We start from the raw sequence: 21,435 nt of genomic DNA, 5'->3' as shown, positions 1-21,435 counted from the left end.
GTAGAGGGCTGATGGTGAAGTTAGTTAGCAGAACTTAGCTGCCAGTAATCATCGGCAGATTGAGGCCCTGTTCCTTGGCGCAGTCGATGGCGATCTGATAACCGGCATCGGCATGGCGCATCACCCCGGTGGCCGGGTCGTTGTGCAGCACACGGGCAATGCGCGCGGCCGCTTCATCAGTACCGTCGCAGACAATCACCATCCCCGAATGCTGGGAAAAGCCCATGCCTACGCCGCCGCCATGGTGCAGCGACACCCAGGTAGCGCCGCTGGCGGTGTTGAGCAAGGCATTGAGCAGCGGCCAATCGGATACCGCGTCCGAGCCATCGCGCATGGCTTCGGTCTCCCGGTTGGGGCTGGCCACCGAGCCGGAGTCGAGGTGGTCGCGACCAATCACGATCGGTGCCGACAGCTCGCCACTGCGCACCATCTCGTTGAACGCCAGGCCGAGTTTGGCCCGCTGCCCCAGGCCGACCCAGCAGATCCGCGCCGGCAGGCCCTGGAAGGCGATGCGCTCGCGGGCCATATCCAGCCAGCGATGCAGATGGGCGTCGTCAGGAATCAGCGCTTTGACCTTGGCATCGGTCTTGTAAATGTCCTCGGCATTGCCCGACAGCGCCGCCCAGCGAAACGGCCCCACGCCACGGCAGAAGAGTGGGCGGATATAGGCCGGTACAAAGCCGGGAAAATCGAAGGCATTGGCCACGCCCTCGTCCTTGGCCATCTGGCGGATGTTGTTGCCGTAGTCGAAGGTCGGCACGCCCATTTTCTGGAACGCCAGCATCGCCTCGACATGCACGGCCATCGAACGCTTGGCGGCTTTCACCACCTCGGCCGGTGCGGTTTGCGCCTTGGCGCGGTACTCGTCCCAGCTCCAGCCGCTGGGCAGGTAGCCATTGAGCGGGTCGTGGGCGCTGGTCTGGTCGGTGACCATATGCGGACGCACGCCACGGCGGACCAGTTCCGGCAGGATGTCGGCGGCATTGCCGCACAAGGCGATGGAGATGGCTTTGCCCTCGCCGGTGTACTTGGCGATGCGCGCCAGGGCGTCATCCAGGTCAGTGGCTTGCTCGTCGACGTAGCGGGTTTTCAGACGGAAATCGATGCGGCTCTGCTGGCACTCGATGTTCAGTGAACAGGCACCGGCCATACCCGCCGCCAACGGCTGCGCGCCGCCCATGCCACCCAGGCCGGCGGTGAGCACCCATTTGCCCTTGAGATTGCCGTTGTAGTGCTGGCGACCGGCCTCGACGAAGGTTTCATAGGTGCCTTGGACGATGCCCTGGCTGCCGATATAGATCCAGCTGCCAGCGGTCATCTGCCCGTACATGGCCAGGCCCTTGGCATCCAGTTCGTTGAAGTGTTCCCAGGTGGCCCAGTGCGGCACCAGGTTGGAGTTGGCGATCAGCACGCGCGGCGCGTTGCTGTGGGTTTTGAATACGCCCACCGGTTTACCCGATTGCACCAGCAGGGTTTCGTCGTCTTCCAGGGCGGTCAGGGCTTTGACGATGGCGTCGTAGCACTCCCAATTGCGCGCGGCGCGGCCGATGCCACCGTACACCACCAACTCGTTGGGGTTCTCCGCCACTTCCGGGTCGAGGTTGTTCATCAACATGCGCAGCGGCGCTTCGGTCAGCCAGCTCTTGGCGGTCAACTGAGTGCCGCGAGCGGCGCGGACCACGGTGTCACGGTAACGATTGGAAGTGCTCATTGAACGGCTCCGGGCGCCGGGGGCAGCGCATTGTCTGAACTTGTATGTACAAGTAAAGCACAGCGCACGCCGAAGAGGAAAGCCCGCCAACGCCCGCCCTGGGCTTTGCCTTGGGGCGGATGCTATCTGCCGCTAAAAGGCATAGCGGTACTGCACCTCCAGGCCGTAGGGCGGATGTTGCTGCTCGAATGCCGAAGCGCTGACATGCAGCTGCGTGGCCAGGCTGGAATTGCGGTTGAGCGCCAGCCGATAGGCGGCGGAAGCGGCCGGCAGCAGATTGCGTCGTTGCAGTTGGTCATCGCTGGCGAATCGATTGAGACCGGGAATCTGCGAACGGCCCTCGAAACTGGCCGGGTTATCGTCGAGCAGCACATCCGTCGCCAGGCACAGCTCCAGACTGCCGTGCAGGCCGAGCGGCGTGGAGCTGCGCAGGGCCAGGGTGGCGTAGGTCTGCGCGCTGCCAGTGCCGTCCACCTCTAAAGGCAGCGCCACTTCCTGCTCGTGGTAACCCTCTCGCTGACTATCTACATGACTGAGGGCCAGCTCCGGACTCAGCAGCGTATGCCCGGCAGCAATGCCGTAAGCCAACGCCAGGCGCGCAGCACTGGCAGATTCGGCCACGGGCGTTTCGCTGCGTTGCACATCGGCCAACGCATCGCCGCGCTGCAGGCGGTTGTCGGCGCGACTGGCGGCCAGGCTGATGGTGTCGCGCCACCCAGTGCCGGTTTCGGCGTTCTGCTGATAGGTCAGCCACAGCGCCAGACCCTTTTCCTGATCTTCCCGCGCGGCACTGCCGGGCGCTTGCTGCAGGATCACGCTGGCACCCATCGACAGGTGTTCATCGAGGCGCACACCGGCACCAGCCTGAGCCATGCCCTGTCGATCCGAGTCATTCACATGAGCAAAGCCAACCCCGGCACCCAAGCCCAGGCAATAGCGCTGCTCGGCACCCGGCACACAGGTTTGCGCGGCCACCTCGCGGGTCAGTTGCGCTTGATCATTGAGCAATTGCGCACTTCTGCTGGCCGTCTGCCGCACCGACTGCTGCAGGTTACTGAGGTCCTGGAGCGGCACCTGGCCAACGGCAGACGACTTCCAGATAAAGGTGCGTTCGGCGCCCTGGCCGTTATCGGCGCGGCCAACTATCACCTCGCCGTTATCGCTGATCGCTTGCGCTTCGCTATAGCTGCCGCCGCTGAGCACACCGAGGCTGCGCATGCCCTCTGCGGCGGTCCAGCGGTAGGCGCGGGCGCTGCCGTCGGCCAGGGTCGAGGTACCGACTACCACGCGGCCATCGGCACTTACGTCGCTGGCCTGGCTTAGCGTTCCGCCCAACGAACCAAGGTCGGTCATGCCGCCGGCGGCGGTCCAGCGAAAGGCATAGTCGCCGCTGGTTCCCACCACCACACTGCCGTCGCCATTCACGCCCTGGGCAGCGCTGGTGGTGCTGCCGTTCAGGGTGCCGAGGTCAATAATTCCGTTGCTGTCCCAGCGCACAGCATGGCTGTTGCTGCCGGCCACCGCCGAGCCCACCACCACGCGGCCATCGGCGCTGATAGCGAAGGCCGTGCTGGCACCCGTTGCGCTCAGGCCGCCAAGATCTTCCATTCCCTGCCCTGCGCTCCAGCGAAAGGCGCGGCGCACACCCGCCGCATTCAGGGCACCGCCGACTACCACACTGCCGTCGCTGCTGATGCCCCAGGCTTCGCTGCTCTGGCCGCCCAGGGTGCCGAGGTCCAGCAGGCCGCCACTGGCGTCCCAGCGAAAGGCGTGTTGCGCGCCGCTTTGATCGACGGAGCCGGCAATCACGCTGCCATCCCAGTTGCTCGCATTGGCACCGCCCAACTGGGCATAACTGGCGAAAGTCACCAGGCCTTTGTCGGCGCTCCAGCGAAACAGCCATCGGTGCTGGCTGGCATCCAGCGCCTGGCCCACCACCACGGAGCCGTTGCCACTCACGGCACCGGGTTGGCTGAAAGTGCCATTGGGCAATACCCCCAGATCCATCATCTGCGCTTGGGCAGACAACGCTGCCAGGCTCAGGAAAAGGGTCAGAAGCAAACGAATAGAGCGAGGACGCCGGGGCCGGCTCGGAAACAGGATCAAATTCATGGGAATACGCCTACGTCAAAAACAGACGCAAGCTTCCCCATTGCAAGCCCGTTGAATCTGTAAGGCGTTTCCCAGAAGCCCGTCAGCGCCCGCTAGACGGCCGGCGTCTGGACAAATACCGGCAAGCGTTCCAGGGCCTCGGTATAGGCCGCCACCTGGGGATAATCCGCCGCATCCACCAGGTGCGGGGTCATCAACTGGCGGAACGACCAGGCCACCGCGATGCTCACCTCAGCCAAGCCCAGCTGGTGTTGCTCGGTACTCAAGGATTGTTCGCCCAGCGCCTGTTCCAACTGGCCGAAGGCCGCAGCCAGTTGCGAATACACCCGGTCCAGCCAGGGCTGATGGAGTTTTTCCGACGGCCGCAGATTGTGCTCGTACACCACCTGCACGGCTTTTTCGCAAGCGGCCAGGGCCAGGCCGGTAAGACGCACGGCCCAGGCGCGGGCGCAGGCATCGCCGGGCCACAGACTGTGCTGCGGATCCAGGCTGATCAGGTATTCCAGAATCAGGCTGGAATCCATCAGCACCTGGCCATCGTCGAGCACCAGGGTGGGTGCCTTGACCACTGGGTTGATGCGCTGGAACTCTTCAAAGGTGCTGAATACCGACAGCGGCTGGTGTTCGAACTCCAGCTTGAGCAGTTTCAGGCAGATCGCCACGCGGCGAACGTAAGGCGAATCGAGCATTCCGATCAATTTCATAACAACTCCGTAAATCATGCTTAACCAGGCGCAGCCACGATAAAAGCTTTGCTTAACGCCGAGTAGCGACAAAATTCAACGCTCTGCGTTAGATTTGCTTACATGAAAAACATCCCGCCCCTGACCACCCTGAAATGCTTCGAAGCGGCCGCCCGGTTGGGCAGCGTGACCCAGGCCGCGCACGAACTGCACGTCACCCATTCGGCCGTTAGCCAGCAGCTGGGCAGCCTGGAACAGAATATCGGGCTGGCCCTGTTCGTCCGTGAAGCCCGTGGCCTGCGCCTGACCGAAGCCGGCCGCTTATATGCCCTGGAGGTCCGCGCCGCCTTGCTGGCCCTGAGCAGCGCCACCCACCAGGTGCAGGGGCGGCCGGATGACGCCGAGCTGGTGATTACCACCCTCGCCTCCTTTGCCCTGCATTGGCTGATCCCGCGGCTGGGCGACTTTCAACAGCGCTACCCGCACTACCGCGTGCGCCTGCACACCAGCCTGGAACTGCAGAATCTGCAGCAGGGCCTGGCCGATATCGGTATCCGGATGGGCCAGGGACACTGGCCGGAACTGACGCAGAAAAAACTCTTCACAGACCAACTGCTGGTGGTGGCCGCGCCGCACTTTGCCGACGGCGATCTGCCGCGCAGCCCGGAGCAGATTCTGGCCGGCCCGCTGCTGCACAGCACCGATGCGCCGTGGAAGGATTGGTGCCAGCTGGCAGGCCTGGCCGGCGAGCACCTGCCCGCCCCGAGCCTGAGCGCCAACGACTCCAATATCATCCTCGGTGCCGCCCTGCTCGGGCAGGGCATCGCTCTGGAGCGGCGCAGCCTGGTGGCCGGCGCGCTGCAGCGTGGCGAGCTGGTGCAGTTGTCCCCGCTGTGCCTGCCCTACCCCTACCCCTATTGGCTGGTATGGCAACCGCGGGAAAGCCTCAGCCACAAGCAACTGCATTTTATCGAGTGGATGCAGGAGCAGACGCGCGCCTATTTGCAACCTCCTCCGCCGTAGCCAAAACGGCTGGCACCGCTCTATTGATTCAGATCCAACTTTACGTTGGCGCGGCTGGAAAACTAGAGCGAGGCTTCTACGCTCCCACCTGCAGGGATGGCCAGAGCGGCCTCAGGAGGGCAAGACAATGCGGCGTTCAACGTTCACCAATCCGTTTCGACCCAACAGCCAGGCGATTGCCCTGGAGCCGCGGATTTTGTTTGACGGTGCCGCCGCTGTAGCCGTCGATCACCAGCAAAGCCAAGACAACGCCACCCGCGAACGCATGGGCGTGCAAACCCAGGAAGCCCGGGCGGCCCGCTCGGAAATCGCCCGGCTGACCCTGCAAAGCAGCTTTACCGGCCTGTGGCTGGACGTCGACCCACAGCGCCAACCCGGACAATGGCTAAGCAGCCAGGAAGCCCTCGGCGTGCTGGTCGACCCCAGCAGTTGGCAGGTCGATGCCTATATCCAACAGGACCAGGTGCACCGCCTGCAGATCGGCGACACCGTGCGCTTCTACCCCGACGGCCAACCCAGCGCGCTGCCCGGCCATGTCATCGCCATCGGCAGCACCCGCGCCAACCAACTCAACCACCGCATGCTCGCCTCCCGTTTCGGCGGCCCGGTGCCCACCACCAGCCATGGCGGTGCCCTGGTACCGACCGACGCCCTGTTCCAAGTGCTGATCCAACTCGACCAACCACCACCGGCCCTGCACGAAACCCGCGGCCACCTGAAAATCGCCGGCCAACGACGCAGCCTGCTGGCCGACGGGGCTACCCATCTGGCGGCGGTGTTGATGAGGGAGAGTGGGTTTTGAAGCCAACACTGAGCACAGAAACCCGCACAAACCCTCCGGACATCGGTATTTGCCGGGGTGCGTCACGCGCACCCTACGAAAAGCCCTACCGCATCAGGTAAACTGCGCCATCTTTTATACCTATAACGATTTGCCTGATGCCCACGACGTTTCACGAGTTCCCCCGCGAACGCCCCGCAACGCCGCTGCTCGACCGTGCAGAGACGCCTGTAGGTCTGCGTCGCCTGGGCGAGGCCGAGCTGGAAATCCTCGCTGATGAGTTGCGCCAGGAGCTGCTCTATACCGTCGGCAAGACCGGCGGGCACTTTGGCGCTGGCCTGGGTGTGATCGAGCTGACCATCGCGCTGCACTATGTGTTCGATACGCCGGATGACCGTCTGGTGTGGGACGTGGGCCATCAGGCCTACCCGCACAAGATCCTTACCGGGCGCCGTGAGCTTATGCACACGCTCCGGCAGAAGGACGGCATCGCGGCCTTCCCGCGCCGCAGCGAAAGTGAGTACGACACCTTTGGCGTCGGCCATTCCAGCACCTCCATCAGCGCCGCACTGGGCATGGCGATTGCCGCTCAGTTGCAGGGCAGCAAGCGCAAGTCGGTGGCGGTGATCGGTGATGGCGCGCTGACCGCCGGCATGGCCTTCGAGGCGTTGAACCACGCCTCCGACGTCAAGGCCAATATGCTGGTGGTGCTCAACGACAACGATATGTCGATCTCGAAAAACGTCGGCGGCCTGTCCAACCACCTGGCCAAGATTCTCTCCAGCCGCACCTACGCCAATATGCGCGAGGGCAGCAAAAAAGTGCTGTCGCGCCTGCCGGGTGCCTGGGAAATTGCGCGCAAGACCGAAGAGCACGCCAAAGGCATGCTGGTCTCCGGCACATTGTTCGAGGAGTTGGGCTGGAACTATATCGGCCCCATCGACGGCCACGACCTGCCGACCCTGATCACCACCCTGCGCAATATGCGCGAGCTGGAAGGCCCGCAGTTCCTCCATGTGATTACCAAGAAAGGCAAAGGCTTCGCCCCGGCCGAGCTCGATCCGATTGGTTATCACGCGATCACCAAGCTGGAGCCGCTCAACGCCCCGGCCGCGCCGAAGAAACCCAGCGGGCCGAAGTATTCGGCAGTGTTCGGCCAGTGGCTGTGCGATATGGCCGAGGCCGATGCGCGGCTGACCGGCATTACGCCGGCAATGAAAGAAGGCTCCGATCTGGTGGCCTTCAGCGAGCGCTTCCCGCAGCGTTATTTCGATGTGGCGATTGCCGAGCAACACGCGGTCACCCTGGCTGCCGGTATGGCCTGCGAAGGTGCCAAGCCGGTGGTGGCGATCTATTCCACCTTTCTGCAACGCGGCTACGACCAACTGATTCACGACGTGGCGGTGCAGCACCTGGATGTGCTGTTCGCCATCGACCGCGCCGGCCTGGTGGGCGAAGACGGCCCGACCCACGCTGGCAGCTTCGATTTGTCGTACCTGCGCTGCATTCCCGGCATTCTGGTGATGACCCCCAGCGACGAAAACGAACTGCGCCGCATGCTGACCACCGGCTACCTGTTCAATGGCCCGGCGGCTGTACGTTATCCGCGTGGTACCGGTCCGAATGCGGAAATCGACGCGGCCCTGGTGCCGCTGGAAATCGGCAAAGGTGTGGTGCGTCGTCGAGGCCAGGGCGTAGCCATGCTGGTGTTCGGCGTGCAACTGGCCGACGCCCTGCTGGTCGCCGAAAAGCTGGATGCCACCGTCGTAGACATGCGTTTCGTCAAACCGCTGGACGAAGCCCTGGTGCGCGAGCTGGCGGCCAGCCACGACCTGCTGGTAACCATCGAAGAGAACGCCATCATGGGTGGCGCTGGTGCGGCGGTCAGTGAGTTCCTGGCGCGGGAAAATCTGCTCAAGCCGGTGCTGCATCTGGGGCTGCCGGACACCTATGTGGAGCACGCCAAGCCGGCCACCATGCTCGCCGAGTGCGGGCTGGATGCAGTAGGTATCGAAGCCGCCATCAATCAGCGCCTGGCGCTGTTGACGCCGGTCGGGCTGACGCCTGGTGTCACTGCGTAAGCGCTGCAGTTCAAAAAAAGGCCGGTCAGATGACCGGCCTTTTTTCGTTCTACGTCAGATCACCCGGGAAAAGCGCTGGCTGTTCTGTTCACTCAGGTAGTGGTCGAACAGCATGCATACCGAGCGCACCAGCAAGCGGCCCGCCGGCAGTACCTCGATGCCCTTGTCGTTGAGGCTGATCAACCCGTCGCGGGCAAACTGCTGCAACTGCGGCCAGACCTCGGCGAAGTAACCGCGAAACTCGATATTGAAGCTGCTCTCGATCAGGCTGAAGTCCAGCTTGAAGGCGCAGATCAGGTGCTGGATCACGGCGCGGCGGATACGGTCGTCGTCGTTGCACAGCAGACCGCGTTCCACGGCCGACTGGCCACTGTCGATGGCCGCCATATAACGCGGCAGGTCGCTGCTGTTCTGGCAGTAGAGGTCACCCAGCTGGCTGATCGCCGACACCCCCAAGCCCACCAGGTCGCAATGCCCATGGGTGGTATAGCCCTGGAAGTTGCGCCGCAACATGCCGTCTTCCTGGGCCACCGCCAGCTCATCGTCGGGCAGGGCGAAGTGGTCCATGCCGATATACACATAACCGGCGGCGGTCAGCTGCTCGATGCTGCGCTGCAGCATTTCCAGTTTGGCCGCAGGGCTAGGCAGCTCATCGGCGTTGATCCGCCGTTGCGGCATAAAGCGCTCGGGCAGGTGGGCGTAGTTGAACAGGGAAAGGCGGTCGGGCTGCAGCTCGATAACCTTTTCAACGGTGCGGGCAAAGCGCTCGGGGGTCTGCTTGGGCAGGCCGTAGATCAGGTCGATATTCACCGAGCGAAATTGCAGGGTCCAGGCAGCTTCGACAATGGCGCGGGTCTGCTCGAAGCTTTGCAGGCGATTGACCGCCTGTTGCACCTGCGGATCGAGGTCCTGCACCCCCAGGCTGACGCGGTTGAAGCCCAGTTCACGGAGCAGGCCCATGGTCGCCCAGTCGGCTTCGCGGGGGTCGATCTCGATGCCGTAGTCGCCGCTGTCGCCTTCCAGCAGGGTGAAGTGCTCGCGCAGGTGGCGCATCAGGTCGCGCAGTTCGGTATGGCTGAGAAAAGTCGGAGTGCCGCCGCCGAAGTGCAGTTGCTCGACCACCTGGCGGCGGTCGAGCTGGCTGGCGATGCGGCTGATTTCTTCATGCAGACGTTGCAGATAAGGCACTGCGCGGCCACGGTCTTTGGTGATCACCTTGTTGCAGCCGCAGTAGTAACAAATGTTGGCGCAGAACGGCACATGCACATACACCGACAACGGCCGCAGCGCCTTGCGGCTTTCCCCCAGCGCCTGGACCAGGGCATTGCCAGCGACCTGATCGCTGAATTGCAGGGCCGTCGGGTAGGAGGTGTAGCGCGGACCGGGGCGGTCGTAACGGCGAATCAGGTCAGCATCCCAGTGAATGGCTTCGTGCATGGCGGCGGTCCGAGAAGAGCGTGGGCGGCCAGTCTAGGGAGCTGCGACAAAGCGGATCTTGACTTGACGCAAGGCAAGGCCGACTCCCTGGTCAGACTTCACCCCGCGGCGCACCACAAGCGAGCAACACAGCGCCTTGGCGTGACACAAAAGCATGCCGATCTAGCACGCTGAACGAGCGTACCCAGTAGAAAAGCGACATCCACCCGGCAAAAAGCGTCATCGCGCCAACCAGACTCAGCTCGCGGCCAGGGCGCTGGAGCGTTTGGTGCTGGATCAGCACAAAGCAGCCAGTCGGCTGGGCCAGGCAGAGCCCACCCATTGACCACCCCCATGACCTTGTAGGAGCGACTGGGCGGCACTCCGATCAGCCGCGATGCTTGACCTTAAAAGCTTCGCGGCTAAAGCCGCTCCTACGGTTCAATTCTCTGCAAACCTTGACCCACCCTCCCTGCCGCCGTTAGGGTGCGCGGCGTTTATCCACGCAGGTGCGCCGCGCTCATTGAGCCTGGCGTTAAACGGGAAGCCGGTGCGCTTACGAGCCATGCCGGCGCTGCCCCCGCAACGGTAATCGACCGCAGCCTTGCTGCATGCCCGATCGATACACCACTGGGTTTACCTGGGAAGGTGATCGCGGCAAGAGCAGGTCGCGTGAAAACTACGGCGCTTGGTTTTGCCTTGCTAAACCTTCGCTCGCTACGTTTTCACGCCACCTGAAAAGGTCGAGAGCCCGGAGACCGGCCTGTGCGGAGTCGACTGGTGTTGCGGAGGGCAGCACCAACAAGCGCAGGCGCGCTTTCAAGCGCCGTGCTTGCCTATGCCCTCCTCAAAAATAATCTTTTGAGGATCCACCCCATGAAGTACACCCACCTCGCCCTGCCGGCGCTGCTATTGCCCCTGCTCGCCCAGGCGCAAGGCAGCGATGAGGCACTGAAGCTGCCGACCATGGTGATCACCTCCGGCCGCAGCGCCGAACCGCTGGACCAGGCCACGGCCGCCGCTACCGTCTTCACGCGCGCCGATATCGAGCGCCTGCAACCCAGCTCCATCACCGAGTTGCTCACCCGTGTACCGGGAGTGCAAGTGGTGCAGAACGGTGGGCGCGGTAGCAATACCTCACTTTTTATTCGCGGCAGCAGCAACACCCAGAGCCTGATTCTGGTGGACGGCCAGCGCATCGGCTCGGCCTCCGATGGCGGTGCCAGTTTGCAGTTCCTCAGCCTTGAGCAGATCGAACGCATCGAGGTGGTACGCGGTTCGCGTTCGGCGCTGTATGGCAGCGATGCGATTGGCGGCGTGGTGCAGATTTTTACCCGCCGTGGCGACAGCGGCCTGCAGCCGCGCCTGGCGGTCAGCGCCGGCAGCCATCAGAGCTGGCAGCGCAGCCTGGGCCTCAGTGGTGGCGACGCGCAAACCCGCTTCAGCCTCAATGGCAGCCTGGACGAAACCGCCGGAATTGACCGCACCGGCCCCTCGTACGACGCCGACAGCGACCACGACGCGTACCGCAACAAAGCCCTGAGCGTGAACCTCAGCCATCAGTTCAGCGAGCTGCTTGAAGGTGGCGTCAGCCTGTTGGATCAGCGCGGGCGTACCGAGTACGACAGCCCGTTTGGCCGTTTCGACCCCAGCACCTATCAGGCCTACCCCGAGCAGCCCTATACCCACTTCAGCCTGAGCAGCGCCAGCACCTACCTCGATGGCCAGCTCAGCGATGCCTGGAACAGCCGTCTGGAACTGGGCCACAGCGAAAGCCGGCAAAAGACCGAAGACAAACTCAGCGACAGCGTGGGCATCTTCAATACCTACCGTGACTCCGCCAGTTGGCTTAACACCCTGCAACTAAACGAGCAGCACAGCCTGTTGCTGGGCACCGACTGGTTCGAGGATGAACTGCACAGCAGCACGCCTTACAACCAGCAAACTCGCTGGAACCAGGCGGCGTTCGCCCAGCACCGTTTCCAGGGCGAGTGGTTCGCCACCGAACTGGGTCTGCGGCATGACAAGAACCAGCAGTTCGGCAGCGAAAACACCTGGAACGGCGCGCTCACCGTGCCGCTGGGTGCCAGCACTTCGCTGATTGCCTCCTACAGCGAAGGCTTCCGCGCGCCGACCTTCAACGAGCTGTACTGGGCCGACTCCAGCCTTGGCTATCTTGGCAACCCCGAGCTGTCACCCGAGCACTCGAAGACCTACGAACTGCAACTGCGTGGCGAGCACCTGGACACCCGCTGGAGCCTGGCCGCGTACCGCAATAACGTGCGCGATCTGGTCGGCAGCGAGCTGTATGACCCGGTCTTCTATGTGTACCGTGCGGTCAACGTCAACAAGGCGCGCCTGCAAGGCATCGAGTTGACCCTGGAACGCGACATCCTCGGCTGGCAGACCGCGGCCAACGCCAACTGGCTGGACGCCCGCGACCGTGAAACCGGCCACGCCCTGGCGCGCCGCGCCAAGCGCACGCTGAACCTGGATATCGACCGCCACTTCGGCCAGCTCGGCCTGGGCGCCAGCTGGCAAGCATTCAGCAGCAGCTATGACGATGCCGACAACCGCCACGAGTTGCCGGGTTATGGCCTGGTGGCAGTGCGCAGCAGCTGGCAAGCCAGCAGAGAGCTGGAGCTGCAGTTCAAGGTGGATAACTTGCTGGACAAAGACTACAGCCGCGCCTTGTACAGCCATGACGGCGAGGACTACGGCTACCGCGAGGAAGGTCGTACGGCGACGCTGGGGTTGGTCTGGACGCCGGCGATTTAAGATCAAAAGCGCGCGGCTAAAGCCCCCCACAGACAACGCGGTCCCTGTGCGAGGGTTTCAGCCGCGCGCTTTTGATTCTGTTTTGCTGGCTAGCGCATCGGTGCCAAGGCGGCGCAAAGCCGCTCGGTGGCATCGAGCATCTGCAGGCTGGGGCGTTCGAGGCCTTTGTCGGGTAGCACCAGCAACTGATGACGACTGACAGCCTTGAGTTGCGGCCAGGCCTGCCAGGCTTTCAGTTGGCTCTCATCGCCGGCAACGATCGCATGCGGGTCACGCTGCAATACGGCCTCGACGCTAACCTGCGGCGCTGGCAGTTGCAGGTCGGCAAATACATTCTTCGCCCCACACACGCTCAGCGCATCGCTGATGATCTGCCCACCACCCACGGTGTACAGCGGCGAATTCCAGATCTGGTAGAACACCGGCAGCGGCTTGCTGCGCTTATAGCGTTGCCTGAGCGCGCTCAGCCGCTGACGAAAGTCATCAGCACGTTGCTGGCCACGCTCGGCGCGCCCCACCCGCGCCCCGATGGCGCTGAACTGCTCGGCCAACTGCGCCAGGCTACGGGGTTCTGCTTCATAGAGAGGAATGCCAAAGCCGAGCAGTTGCTGGCGTTGCGCCGAGCTGATGCTGTCGGGCCAGAGCAACAGCAAGTCAGGCTTGAGCGCCAGCAGGCTCTCCATTTCCAACTGCCCGTAGCGCCCTACCGACGGCACGCTCGCCAACGCAGGCGGCCGCTCTCCGCCATCGAGCACGCCGACCAATAAATCGGCGGCATCCAACTCCAACATGATTTCACTGAGCGAGGGTGCCAGCGTCACCACCCGCAATTGCGCCGCTGCGGGCCACGCCAGCAGGCATAACAGGCAGGCAAGCAGCAGGCGCATCAGCCTAGTTGGCGAGGAATGCGGTAGAGGAATAGCAGCACGGTGCTGGACAGTGCCAACAGCACCAGGGGAATCGCCTCCAGGCCGGCGAACACGGCAATGGCGGCAATCCAGGCCGGCAAACCGGCACCCAGGAAGGCCTGGCGCCGGCGTGCAGCGAGGTCCAACCAGGCGGCGCGTTCTTCCGGGGTATCCAGCGCCTGTTCGGTAGCGATCAGGCCGCGCTTGTAGGCGGAAAACAGCGGCAGGCTGACAAACATCGAGGCCAGGCCACCGATGAACAGCGGCATGGCCAGCACCGAAACGGTCTTGCCGGCACCGAACAGCAGGTCAACCAGAAACACCGGTGCCAGGGTCAGCGCCAATTGCCGCCACCACAACAAGCCCAGGCGCTTGCGCACGTCGGCTCGGGTCACAGACTTTCCTCGGCCTCACCCTGGTGCTGGTTGCCCAGCAGGTGCCCGAGTTTGCCGGACTTGGTGGCCAGGTAGTACTTGTTGTGCGGGTTGTGTTCGATCTGCAACGGCATGCGCTCGGCCACCGGAATGCCCATGTCGGCCAGCGCTTTGAGTTTGCGCGGGTTGTTGGTCATCAGCTTGAGCGAGGTGATGCCCAGGTGATTGAGCATCGGCAGGCAGATCGAGTAGTCGCGCTGGTCGGCAGCGAAACCCAGACGCTCGTTGGCTTCCACGGTATCGGCACCGCCGTCTTGCAGCTCGTAGGCGCGGATCTTGTTCATCAAGCCGATGCCGCGGCCTTCCTGGCGCAGGTACAGCAGCACGCCACGGCCTTCTTTGGCGATGGCGGCCAGGGCTGCTTCCAGTTGGAAACCACAGTCGCAGCGCAGGCTGAACAGGGCATCACCGGTAAGGCATTCGGAATGCAGGCGACCCAGCACTGGAGCACCATCGGCGACATCACCGAGGGTCAGGGCCACGTGTTCACGGCCGGTGGCTTCTTCGAGAAAGCCATGCATGGTGAAAACGGCAAATGGAGTGGGCAGTTGGGAGGCGGCGACGAAGACGACAGACACCGGATGCTCCTAGTAAAGAAGGCGGAAATTTCGCACGGGGGCGGCATTGTAACAGCAGGCTTTGCGTGCTGGTCAGCCTGAATTGCTGGCCATAAAGATCAAAGCGGTTGATGGATATAACGGATCTCCCGCTCAGCCCAACCAATCGACCACGATGCGCGTGGCGGCGGCCAGGGTTTCATTGCGCGGACTGGCGTCCCTGGCGTTCTGGGTCAGGTACAGGGTTAGCACCACAGGAGCCTTGCCGGGCGGCCAGAGCACCGCCACATCATTAGTGGTGCCGTAATCGCCGGTGCCGGTTTTATCGCCCACTTGCCAGGTTGCCGGCAGGCCGGCGCGGATGCGGGTGCCGCCGGTGGTATTGCCGCGCAGCCAGTCCTGCAATTGCTGGCGTTGCGCCGCTGGCAAGGCATCGCCGAGCACCAGACGATTGAGGCTATGGGCCATCGCCAGCGGCGTGGTGGTGTCGCGCAGATCGCCCGGAATGGCTGTGTTCAATTCGGTTTCCCAGCGTTCCAGACGGAAGTGCTGATCACCAATCGAGTGGGCGAAAGTAGTCACCCCTTCCGGCCCATCAAGCAATTTCATCAGCAGATTGGCGGCGCCGTTGTCGCTGTACTGGATGGTGGCGGCGCACAGTTCGGCCACGGTCATACCGTCTTGCACATGCTTTTCGCTGATGGGTGAATTGGCCACCAGGTCGCTTTGACGGTAGCTGACGCGCTCGTTCAGCAAGCCGGGGGTCAAGGTGCTGCGCTGCAGAATGGCACCGGCAAGCATGGCCTTGAAGGTGCTGCACAGCGGAAAACGTTGATCGCCGCGGTAGCTCAGCACCTCACCATTGCCGGTGTTGAGGGCGACCACGCCGAGACGACCGGCAAAGCTGCCTTCGAGCTGTTTGAGGCGCTGCCTGGGCTCAGTGGCTTCTGCCGCCCAGGCCGGCAGCAATGGCAGGGCAGCAGCGGCCAGCAGAAAGGTACGGCGACGCAGAGAAGGGTTCATAGGCTTAGAGTTTCGACTCCAGAATCAACATGCCTTGCTCTTCACGCCAACTGACGCGGCTGAGAAAGCTCATGCCCAGCAGGGCTTCGGTGGGTGCCGGACCATCCAGAACCATGGCTTCGACGCCCAGCACCTGGATGCTGCCGATCTTCACTTTATCCAGGGTCACCTTCCAGGCCGTCACCGTGCCGCTGGCCGTGCTGACGACTGTAGGTTTGCCGACCACCCGATAATCGATGCCCAACTGGCGGGCCTGGGAGTCGTTCATGGCGATGGTGGTGGCACCGGTATCCACCAGGAACTGGATCGGCTGGCCATTGGCCGAGCCGGAAATCCAGTAGTGGCCGCCAATGCCTTTGGCAATGCTGACCTGGGTTTTGGTCGGCACGGCAAAACCGTGGCTGTATTCGCGTTCGAGCGGGTAGCTACGCTCCACCCCGTTGACGCGCAGCACCGCGCCATGGCTGTCGGCGCTGACCACTACCACCCCGCCGGGCCCGGTCTTGCCGATCTTCACCAGCTTGCGGTCTCCGTCGACGTTGATCACCGCCGCGCCTGGAAACAGGCCCACCACCATCACCTGCTCGGCAGCAGTGGCCAAACCGCTGGCCAGCAAGCTAAGTAAACCGGCTGCCAGCACGTACATCCTGTTGTTCGTCATCGCATCATGCTCGTTGCGTGGGGTTCTATTCGAATGGGTAGGGTTGCTGCCAGCGCTCGAACAGCGGGCGCAGGCTGCCGTCTTTGACCAACTGTTCCATGCGCGCATCGAACAGTTGGGCCAGGGCATGGCCATCGGGGGTATCGGCAAAGCCCAGGTACAGCGGCAATTGGGTCAATTCGGTAACGCGATAGCGGGTTTTATCCTCGGCTTCGTTGAGCACGTCCTGCACTTCGGTGCGCGCGTCCAGGTAGAAGTCGATGTGCTTCAAATCCAGCATCGAGAGGATACCGTCACGCCGCAAGACTTCTTGGTAGTGGGTCAAATTCGGCAGATATTTCTCGTAGGCATAGCCACGCACCCAGGCCAGGCGGAATTGCCCGAGGTTGTGCAGATTGACCTCAGCGGCGTCGCTCAGGCCGAGGGCGCTGATATGGTCGGCGTCGTAGCTCCAGTGCGGGTAGAACACCCCGTCGCGGATCTCGTTGAGGTACGAGCCCACCCAGGCATCGGCGCCGCCGCGTTGCACCAGGCCCACCGAGCGGGTGTAGGGCACGCTGTGAATCTGCAGGCTGACCCCGGCCGGCTCGAACACCGCGCGCAGAATGTCCCAGGCCAGGCCGCTGCCATCGGCATTGGTATGTTCGGCCCAGACCTCACTGGCCAGGCGGATCTGCGTCGGCGCGGCGGCCTGCGCCAGTTGCGCGCAGGCTATTTGCACACCGATAAGCACTGCTAACCAAACGCCACGCATAAGCCACTCCCTCAGGCGCCGCTGTGCATCCCCAACCCGTCTTGTTTGCCCATCCCGCCCTAGGCAAACCAATGCTGGGCCCAGGCCCAGACCGCCAGTTGCATGGTCAGCCAGGCAAACACCCCGGCCAGCAGGTCGTCGAGCATGATGCCGACGCCGCCGTGTACATGTCGATCGATCCAGCGAATCGGCCAGGGCTTGAGGATGTCGAACACCCGGAACACCAGAAAGCCTAGCAGCAACCATTCCCAGCCTTCGGGCACCAGCCACAGGGTGATCCACATGCCGACCATCTCGTCCCAGACGATGCCTTCGTGGTCGTGCACACGCAAATCGTCGGCCACTTTGCCGCACAGCCAGAAGCCGAACAGCATGGTCACCCCGAGCATCAGCCAATAACCCCAGTCGGGCAGCATCTGCCACAGCGGGATAAAAGGCAGCGCCACCAGCGAACCCCAGGTGCCCGGCGCCTTGGGCAAGGTGCCGGAACCAAAACCGAAGGCCAGAAAATGCCAGGGATTGCGCCAAACCGAAGGCGGTGCGTCAGGTACCGTTTTCTTGCTTGGTGATGTCACCCGAGCCCCCAAAGTGTTGATAGCCGCGCGAAGAATGCGCAAGGCTGTGACCTGCCGAATCGAATAAGTGCACCCCCTTTCCGGGGGCTACGCGACCGATGACCGCTATCGGCCAACCGTCTTGTTGCAGTCCGGCCAGATGCTGCGGCGGCAGGGTAAAGGCCAGCACGTAGTCATCGCCACCGCCCAGCGCACAGTCCCAGGCCTTTTGTTGTTCGAGCCAGGCACGCACCGCTGCCGACAGCGGCAAGCGCTCGCGCTCGATATGCAGTGCCACGTTCGATGACAGGGCGATATGGCCGCAATCGGCCAACAACCCATCGGAGATATCCAGCGCCGCCGTGGCCTTGCCGCGCAGCGCCTGGCCGAGGGCCAACTGCGGCTGCGGCGACCAGTAGCGCGCCAGCAGCGGCTCGGCGATCTCGGCCGCCGCCGTGCACTCGCCCAGCACCAGCGGTAAAGCCGCCGCCGCATCGCCCAGTGGCCCGCCGACACACAGCAGATCGCCCACCTGGGCACCGGCGCGGGTCAACGCCTGGCCAGCAGGAACCCGGCCAAATACGCTGAGGGTGAGGCTTAACGGACCACGGGTGGTATCGCCGCCAATCAGGCGCATATCACAGGCTTGCGCCATCTGATTGAGGCCGGCGGCAAAGGCTTGCAGCCAGTCGGCGTTGGCCTCCGGCAAAGTCAGCGCCAGGGTAAAACCGATGGGCGCAGCGCCCATGGCCGCGAGGTCGCTGGTGGACACCGCCAGGGCCCGTTGGCCAAGCAGAAAGGCATCACAGGTATGGGGAAAATGCACACCGATCACCAAGGTGTCGGTGGACACCGCCAGCTGTTCGCCGGCGGCCAGGGCCAACAGCGCACAATCGTCGCCAATGCCCTGCACCACCGCCTCGCCGGGCTGCGCACAGGGCGCAGCGGCGAAGTAGCGGCGGATCAGCTCGAACTCACCCACGACCCCGATCAGCGCTTGTTAGCGTTGACTTCGGCAGCCCGCAGGCGCGGTGCCAGCTTGTCCAGCACACCGTTGACGAACTTGTGCCCGTCGGTAGCGCCAAACACCTTGGCCAGCTCGATGCCTTCGTTGATCACCACGCGGTAGGGTACATCGACGCGCTTGAGCATTTCGAAGGTGGACAGGCGCAGGATCGCCAGTTCGACCGGGTCGAGCTCTTCCTGAGCACGGTCCAGGCACGGCGCGAACGCCGCGTCGATCTCGGTCTTGTTGGCCGGTACGCCGTGCAGAATCTCACGGAAGTAAGCGCCATCAACGCTGCTGAAATCGTTGTCGACGCGAAACTGCGCTTCGATTTCATTCACCGACTGACCGGCCAGGTGCCACTGATACAGCGCCTGCATGGCCAGGCTGCGGGCCTGACGACGGGCCGCGATCTTGCCGGTGGGCGCGTTCGGGCCTTTTTCTGCCGGAGGGTTGAAGGTGTCGTCTTCGTCGTTAATCACTTGGCCTCCAACTGCGCCAGCAGGCTGACCATTTCCAGGGCGGAAAGGGCCGCTTCGGCACCTTTGTTACCGGCTTTGGTGCCGGAACGTTCGATGGCTTGTTCGATGGAATCAACGGTCAGCACGCCGAAGGAAACCGGTACGCCGAATTCCATGGACACCTGGGCCAGGCCCTTGGTGCATTCGCCAGCCACGTATTCGAAGTGCGGGGTGCCGCCACGAATCACGGCGCCGAGGGCGATGATGGCGGCGTATTCGCTGCGCTGGGCAACTTTCTGGGCAACCAATGGAATTTCAAAAGCGCCTGGGGCACGGATGATGGTGATGTCGCTTTCGCTCACGCCGTGACGCACCAGGGCGTCTACAGCACCGCTCACCAGGCTTTCGACCACGAAGCTGTTGAAGCGGCCAACCACCAGGGCATAGCGGCCTTTGGGGGCGATGAAAGTACCTTCGATGGTCTTCAGGGTCATGGCGTTCTCGTCTTGAAAGAGCAAATTAGAGTAAAGACCGCGCGGCGACTTCTGCGCGCCGCGCGGCGTAAAACGTTCGAATTGAGCCCGCCATCAGCAACGCGGCGGTTCCGGCCTTTATTCAGAGGGCAGGTATTCTACAACTTCGAGATCAAAACCGGATATCGCATTGAACTTCACCGGCGAACTGAGCAGGCGCATTTTGCGCACGCCCAGGTCACGCAGGATCTGCGAACCGGCACCGACGGTGCTGTAGGTAGCCGCCGAGGACTTCTGCTCGCCGCCCAGTTGCTGCTCCAGGTGAGCGAGCAAATCCGAACCAGCCAACTGGTTACCCAGCAGCAGCACCACGCCACTGCCCGCCTCGGCCACTTTGGCCATGGCCGCGCGCAGGCTCCAGCGGCCCGGTTGCTTGACCATCAGCAGATCGCGCAGCGGCTCCATGCTGTGTACGCGCACCAGGGTCGCCTCTTCCGGGCAGATGGTGCCCAGGGTCAACGCCATGTGAATGTCGCCTTCTACCGAGTCACGGTAGGTCACCAGATTGAAGTGGCCCAGCTCGCTGTCCAGCGGTTGCTCGGAAATGCGCTCGACGGTGTGTTCGTGCATCAGGCGGTAGTGGATCAGGTCGGCAATGGTGCCAATCTTGATGCCATGCAGCTCGGCGAAGGTTTCCAGCTCGGCACGGCGGCTCATGGTGCCGTCGTCGTTCATGATTTCGCAGATCACGCCACTCGGCTCGAAGCCGCCGAGGCGCGCCAGGTCGCAGGCCGCTTCGGTGTGGCCGGCACGGGCCAGCACACCGCCCGGTTGCGCCATCAGCGGAAAGATATGCCCGGGGCTGACGATATCGTCGGCCGTGGCATCCTTGGCCGCGGCGGCCTGCACCGTGCGGGCGCGGTCAGCGGCAGAGATGCCGGTGGTCACGCCAGTGGCCGCTTCGATGGAGACGGTGAACTTGGTGCCAAAGCCGGAACCGTTGCGCGGTGCCATCAGCGGCAGCTTGAGGGTTTCGCAACGCTCGCGGCTCATGGGCATGCAGATCAGCCCGCGGGCGTGCTTGGCCATAAAGTTGATGTGTTCAGCGGTGACGCATTCGGAGGCGATGATCAGGTCGCCTTCGTTCTCGCGGTCTTCGTCATCCATAAGGATGACCATTTTGCCGGCACGGATATCGGCAACCAATTCTTCAATGCTGTTAAGAGCCATGGGTCATGCCTTACGTAATTAGCGGTAGCCGTGTTCGGCGAGGAAACTTTCGGTCAGGCCCGAGGCCTTGGGTTCGGCGGCTTTGTCACCGAGTAGCAGGCGCTCCAGATAGCGCGCCAGCAGATCGACTTCCAGGTTCACCTGCCGCCCTGGCCGGTAGTCGGCCATGATGGTTTCACCCAAGGTGTGCGGCACGATGGTCAGCTCGAACTCGGTGCCATTCACGCCGTTGACCGTGAGGCTGGTGCCATCGACGGTAATCGAACCCTTGAGGGCGATGTACTTGGCCAGCTCGCGCGGGGCGCGGATGCGAAATTGCACGGCGCGGGCATTGTCTTCGCGGGCAACCACTTCACCAACGCCATCGACGTGGCCGCTGACCAGGTGACCACCCAGGCGGCTGCTGGGGGTCAGAGCCTTTTCCAGGTTGACCTTGCTGCCGGTTTTCAAGTCGATAAAGGCGCTACAGGCCAGGGTTTCGCGGCTGACGTCAGCCCAGAACCCATCGCCAGGCAACTCCACGGCGGTCAGGCACACGCCGTTGACCGCGATGCTGTCGCCGAGCTTTACATCGCTTAAGTCGAGCTTGCCGGTTTCCACGTACACGCGTACGTCGCCGCCTTTTGGGCTAAGGGCGCGGATGGTGCCGAGGGCTTCAATTATTCCGGTGAACATGCGGCCTCCTTGACGGAGATTGCCGCTGCAGTGATGCGGTAGAACATGGATCGAACTCCTGTTTAATGAAAAACAGGGCGTGTTGGATCGAAGGGGATGTCTCGAACGAGCGCA

General features: G+C 63.1%; 20 protein-coding genes and 1 riboswitch. Of the genes, 4 read left to right on the top strand and 16 right to left on the bottom strand.

Annotated elements, in window-relative coordinates:
* Window positions 1–34: 34 nt before the first annotated feature.
* From hutU to ACVW0Y_RS03765, 3 genes are all read right to left on the bottom strand, one after another.
* Complete coding sequence (gene hutU / locus ACVW0Y_RS03775) at window positions 35–1,711, bottom strand: urocanate hydratase (protein WP_457436156.1); 1,677 nt, start codon at window positions 1,709–1,711, stop codon at window positions 35–37.
* A 132-nt stretch (window positions 1,712–1,843) separates the two neighbouring features.
* Window positions 1,844–3,772 (bottom strand): hypothetical protein, encoded by a 1,929-nt coding sequence (locus ACVW0Y_RS03770; protein ID WP_457436155.1) that lies wholly within the window; start codon window positions 3,770–3,772, stop codon window positions 1,844–1,846.
* Between the two features lie 143 nt (window positions 3,773–3,915).
* On the bottom strand, window positions 3,916–4,527 hold the full coding sequence (locus ACVW0Y_RS03765; RefSeq protein WP_457436154.1) for a glutathione S-transferase family protein: 612 nt from the start codon (window positions 4,525–4,527) through the stop codon (window positions 3,916–3,918).
* 102 nt (window positions 4,528–4,629) lie between these two features.
* On the opposite strand from ACVW0Y_RS03765, the gene ACVW0Y_RS03760 reads away from it, so the two are divergent.
* The 3 genes from ACVW0Y_RS03760 (at window position 4,630) to dxs (ending at window position 8,391) form a co-directional block, all read left to right on the top strand.
* The gene (locus tag ACVW0Y_RS03760; RefSeq protein ID WP_457436153.1) at window positions 4,630–5,529 is read left to right on the top strand and encodes a LysR substrate-binding domain-containing protein; all 900 of its coding nucleotides are present in this window, start codon (window positions 4,630–4,632) and stop codon (window positions 5,527–5,529) included.
* A 127-nt stretch (window positions 5,530–5,656) separates the two neighbouring features.
* On the top strand, window positions 5,657–6,331 hold the full coding sequence (locus tag ACVW0Y_RS03755; protein WP_457436152.1) for an HlyD family efflux transporter periplasmic adaptor subunit: 675 nt from the start codon (window positions 5,657–5,659) through the stop codon (window positions 6,329–6,331).
* A 137-nt stretch (window positions 6,332–6,468) separates the two neighbouring features.
* The gene (gene dxs / locus ACVW0Y_RS03750; protein WP_457436150.1) at window positions 6,469–8,391 is read left to right on the top strand and encodes a 1-deoxy-D-xylulose-5-phosphate synthase; all 1,923 of its coding nucleotides are present in this window, start codon (window positions 6,469–6,471) and stop codon (window positions 8,389–8,391) included.
* Between the two features lie 54 nt (window positions 8,392–8,445).
* Here the strand turns inward: dxs and hemN are convergent, their stop codons facing one another.
* The gene (gene hemN, locus ACVW0Y_RS03745) at window positions 8,446–9,828 is read right to left on the bottom strand and encodes an oxygen-independent coproporphyrinogen III oxidase (RefSeq protein ID WP_457436149.1); all 1,383 of its coding nucleotides are present in this window, start codon (window positions 9,826–9,828) and stop codon (window positions 8,446–8,448) included.
* Between the two features lie 469 nt (window positions 9,829–10,297).
* Window positions 10,298–10,588, top strand: a riboswitch (cobalamin riboswitch).
* A 95-nt stretch (window positions 10,589–10,683) separates the two neighbouring features.
* On the opposite strand from hemN, the gene ACVW0Y_RS03740 reads away from it, so the two are divergent.
* Window positions 10,684–12,585: a TonB-dependent receptor domain-containing protein gene (locus ACVW0Y_RS03740; RefSeq protein ID WP_457436148.1), complete on the top strand. Its 1,902-nt coding sequence runs from the start codon at window positions 10,684–10,686 to the stop codon at window positions 12,583–12,585.
* Window positions 12,586–12,674: 89 nt separating this feature from the next.
* Here ACVW0Y_RS03740 and ACVW0Y_RS03735 read toward each other — a convergent pair whose 3' ends face one another.
* From ACVW0Y_RS03735 to ACVW0Y_RS03680, 12 genes are all read right to left on the bottom strand, one after another.
* The gene (locus ACVW0Y_RS03735; protein WP_457436147.1) at window positions 12,675–13,472 is read right to left on the bottom strand and encodes a cobalamin-binding protein; all 798 of its coding nucleotides are present in this window, start codon (window positions 13,470–13,472) and stop codon (window positions 12,675–12,677) included.
* The gene (locus ACVW0Y_RS03730; RefSeq protein WP_457436145.1) at window positions 13,472–13,888 is read right to left on the bottom strand and encodes an MFS transporter; all 417 of its coding nucleotides are present in this window, start codon (window positions 13,886–13,888) and stop codon (window positions 13,472–13,474) included. Before ACVW0Y_RS03730 ends, ACVW0Y_RS03735 begins: the two co-directional genes overlap by 1 nt.
* Window positions 13,885–14,505, bottom strand: coding sequence for a GTP cyclohydrolase II (gene ribA, locus ACVW0Y_RS03725; RefSeq protein ID WP_108096317.1), 621 nt, complete (start codon window positions 14,503–14,505; stop codon window positions 13,885–13,887). The genes ACVW0Y_RS03730 and ribA overlap by 4 nt, the downstream gene beginning before the upstream one ends.
* A gap of 132 nt (window positions 14,506–14,637) precedes the next feature.
* The gene (gene bla, locus ACVW0Y_RS03720) at window positions 14,638–15,507 is read right to left on the bottom strand and encodes a class A beta-lactamase (RefSeq protein ID WP_457436144.1); all 870 of its coding nucleotides are present in this window, start codon (window positions 15,505–15,507) and stop codon (window positions 14,638–14,640) included.
* 4 nt (window positions 15,508–15,511) lie between these two features.
* On the bottom strand, window positions 15,512–16,153 hold the full coding sequence (locus ACVW0Y_RS03715; protein WP_457436325.1) for a retropepsin-like aspartic protease family protein: 642 nt from the start codon (window positions 16,151–16,153) through the stop codon (window positions 15,512–15,514).
* 40 nt (window positions 16,154–16,193) lie between these two features.
* Window positions 16,194–16,922, bottom strand: a complete 729-nt coding sequence (locus tag ACVW0Y_RS03710; protein WP_457436143.1) for a substrate-binding periplasmic protein — start codon at window positions 16,920–16,922, stop codon at window positions 16,194–16,196.
* A gap of 59 nt (window positions 16,923–16,981) precedes the next feature.
* A complete protein-coding gene (locus ACVW0Y_RS03705) occupies window positions 16,982–17,497 on the bottom strand; it encodes a phosphatidylglycerophosphatase A family protein (protein ID WP_457436142.1) in 516 nt (171 codons plus the stop codon).
* Complete coding sequence (gene thiL, locus ACVW0Y_RS03700; RefSeq protein WP_457436141.1) at window positions 17,466–18,458, bottom strand: thiamine-phosphate kinase; 993 nt, start codon at window positions 18,456–18,458, stop codon at window positions 17,466–17,468. The genes ACVW0Y_RS03705 and thiL overlap by 32 nt, the downstream gene beginning before the upstream one ends.
* Window positions 18,459–18,466: 8 nt before the next feature.
* Window positions 18,467–18,964: a transcription antitermination factor NusB gene (gene nusB / locus ACVW0Y_RS03695; RefSeq protein ID WP_108096323.1), complete on the bottom strand. Its 498-nt coding sequence runs from the start codon at window positions 18,962–18,964 to the stop codon at window positions 18,467–18,469.
* Window positions 18,961–19,437 carry a 6,7-dimethyl-8-ribityllumazine synthase gene (gene ribH, locus ACVW0Y_RS03690; protein ID WP_108096324.1) on the bottom strand — a complete coding sequence of 159 codons (477 nt, stop codon included), beginning with the start codon at window positions 19,435–19,437 and terminating at the stop codon, window positions 18,961–18,963. Before ribH ends, nusB begins: the two co-directional genes overlap by 4 nt.
* Before the next feature lie 117 nt (window positions 19,438–19,554).
* Window positions 19,555–20,646, bottom strand: coding sequence for a bifunctional 3,4-dihydroxy-2-butanone-4-phosphate synthase/GTP cyclohydrolase II (ribBA, locus tag ACVW0Y_RS03685; RefSeq protein WP_457436138.1), 1,092 nt, complete (start codon window positions 20,644–20,646; stop codon window positions 19,555–19,557).
* 18 nt (window positions 20,647–20,664) lie between these two features.
* Window positions 20,665–21,321: a riboflavin synthase gene (locus ACVW0Y_RS03680; RefSeq protein WP_457436136.1), complete on the bottom strand. Its 657-nt coding sequence runs from the start codon at window positions 21,319–21,321 to the stop codon at window positions 20,665–20,667.
* Between the last annotated feature and the right edge of the window lie 114 nt (window positions 21,322–21,435).

It is taken from the genome of Pseudomonas sp. TE3786 (genome assembly GCF_054057335.1).
This window is presented reverse-complemented; position numbering and strand designations above follow the sequence as displayed.

Bases quoted from the DNA above. Each gene is read 5' to 3' on its own strand.
- ACVW0Y_RS03680 (WP_457436136.1), bottom strand. From the start codon at position 21,321: ATGTTCACCGGAATAATTGAAGCCCTCGGCACCATCCGCGCCCTTAGC.
- ribBA (WP_457436138.1), bottom strand. From the start codon at position 20,646: ATGGCTCTTAACAGCATTGAAGAATTGGTTGCCGATATCCGTGCCGGC.
- ACVW0Y_RS03715 (WP_457436325.1), bottom strand. From the start codon at position 16,153: ATGTACGTGCTGGCAGCCGGTTTACTTAGCTTGCTGGCCAGCGGTTTG.
- ACVW0Y_RS03740 (WP_457436148.1), top strand. From the start codon at position 10,684: ATGAAGTACACCCACCTCGCCCTGCCGGCGCTGCTATTGCCCCTGCTC.
- ACVW0Y_RS03735 (WP_457436147.1), bottom strand. From the start codon at position 13,472: ATGCGCCTGCTGCTTGCCTGCCTGTTATGCCTGCTGGCGTGGCCCGCA.
- hemN (WP_457436149.1), bottom strand. From the start codon at position 9,828: ATGCACGAAGCCATTCACTGGGATGCTGACCTGATTCGCCGTTACGAC.
- bla (WP_457436144.1), bottom strand. From the start codon at position 15,507: ATGAACCCTTCTCTGCGTCGCCGTACCTTTCTGCTGGCCGCTGCTGCC.
- ACVW0Y_RS03710 (WP_457436143.1), bottom strand. From the start codon at position 16,922: ATGCGTGGCGTTTGGTTAGCAGTGCTTATCGGTGTGCAAATAGCCTGC.
- ACVW0Y_RS03755 (WP_457436152.1), top strand. From the start codon at position 5,657: ATGCGGCGTTCAACGTTCACCAATCCGTTTCGACCCAACAGCCAGGCG.
- ribH (WP_108096324.1), bottom strand. From the start codon at position 19,437: ATGACCCTGAAGACCATCGAAGGTACTTTCATCGCCCCCAAAGGCCGC.
- ACVW0Y_RS03765 (WP_457436154.1), bottom strand. From the start codon at position 4,527: ATGAAATTGATCGGAATGCTCGATTCGCCTTACGTTCGCCGCGTGGCG.
- ACVW0Y_RS03760 (WP_457436153.1), top strand. From the start codon at position 4,630: ATGAAAAACATCCCGCCCCTGACCACCCTGAAATGCTTCGAAGCGGCC.
- dxs (WP_457436150.1), top strand. From the start codon at position 6,469: ATGCCCACGACGTTTCACGAGTTCCCCCGCGAACGCCCCGCAACGCCG.
- hutU (WP_457436156.1), bottom strand. From the start codon at position 1,711: ATGAGCACTTCCAATCGTTACCGTGACACCGTGGTCCGCGCCGCTCGC.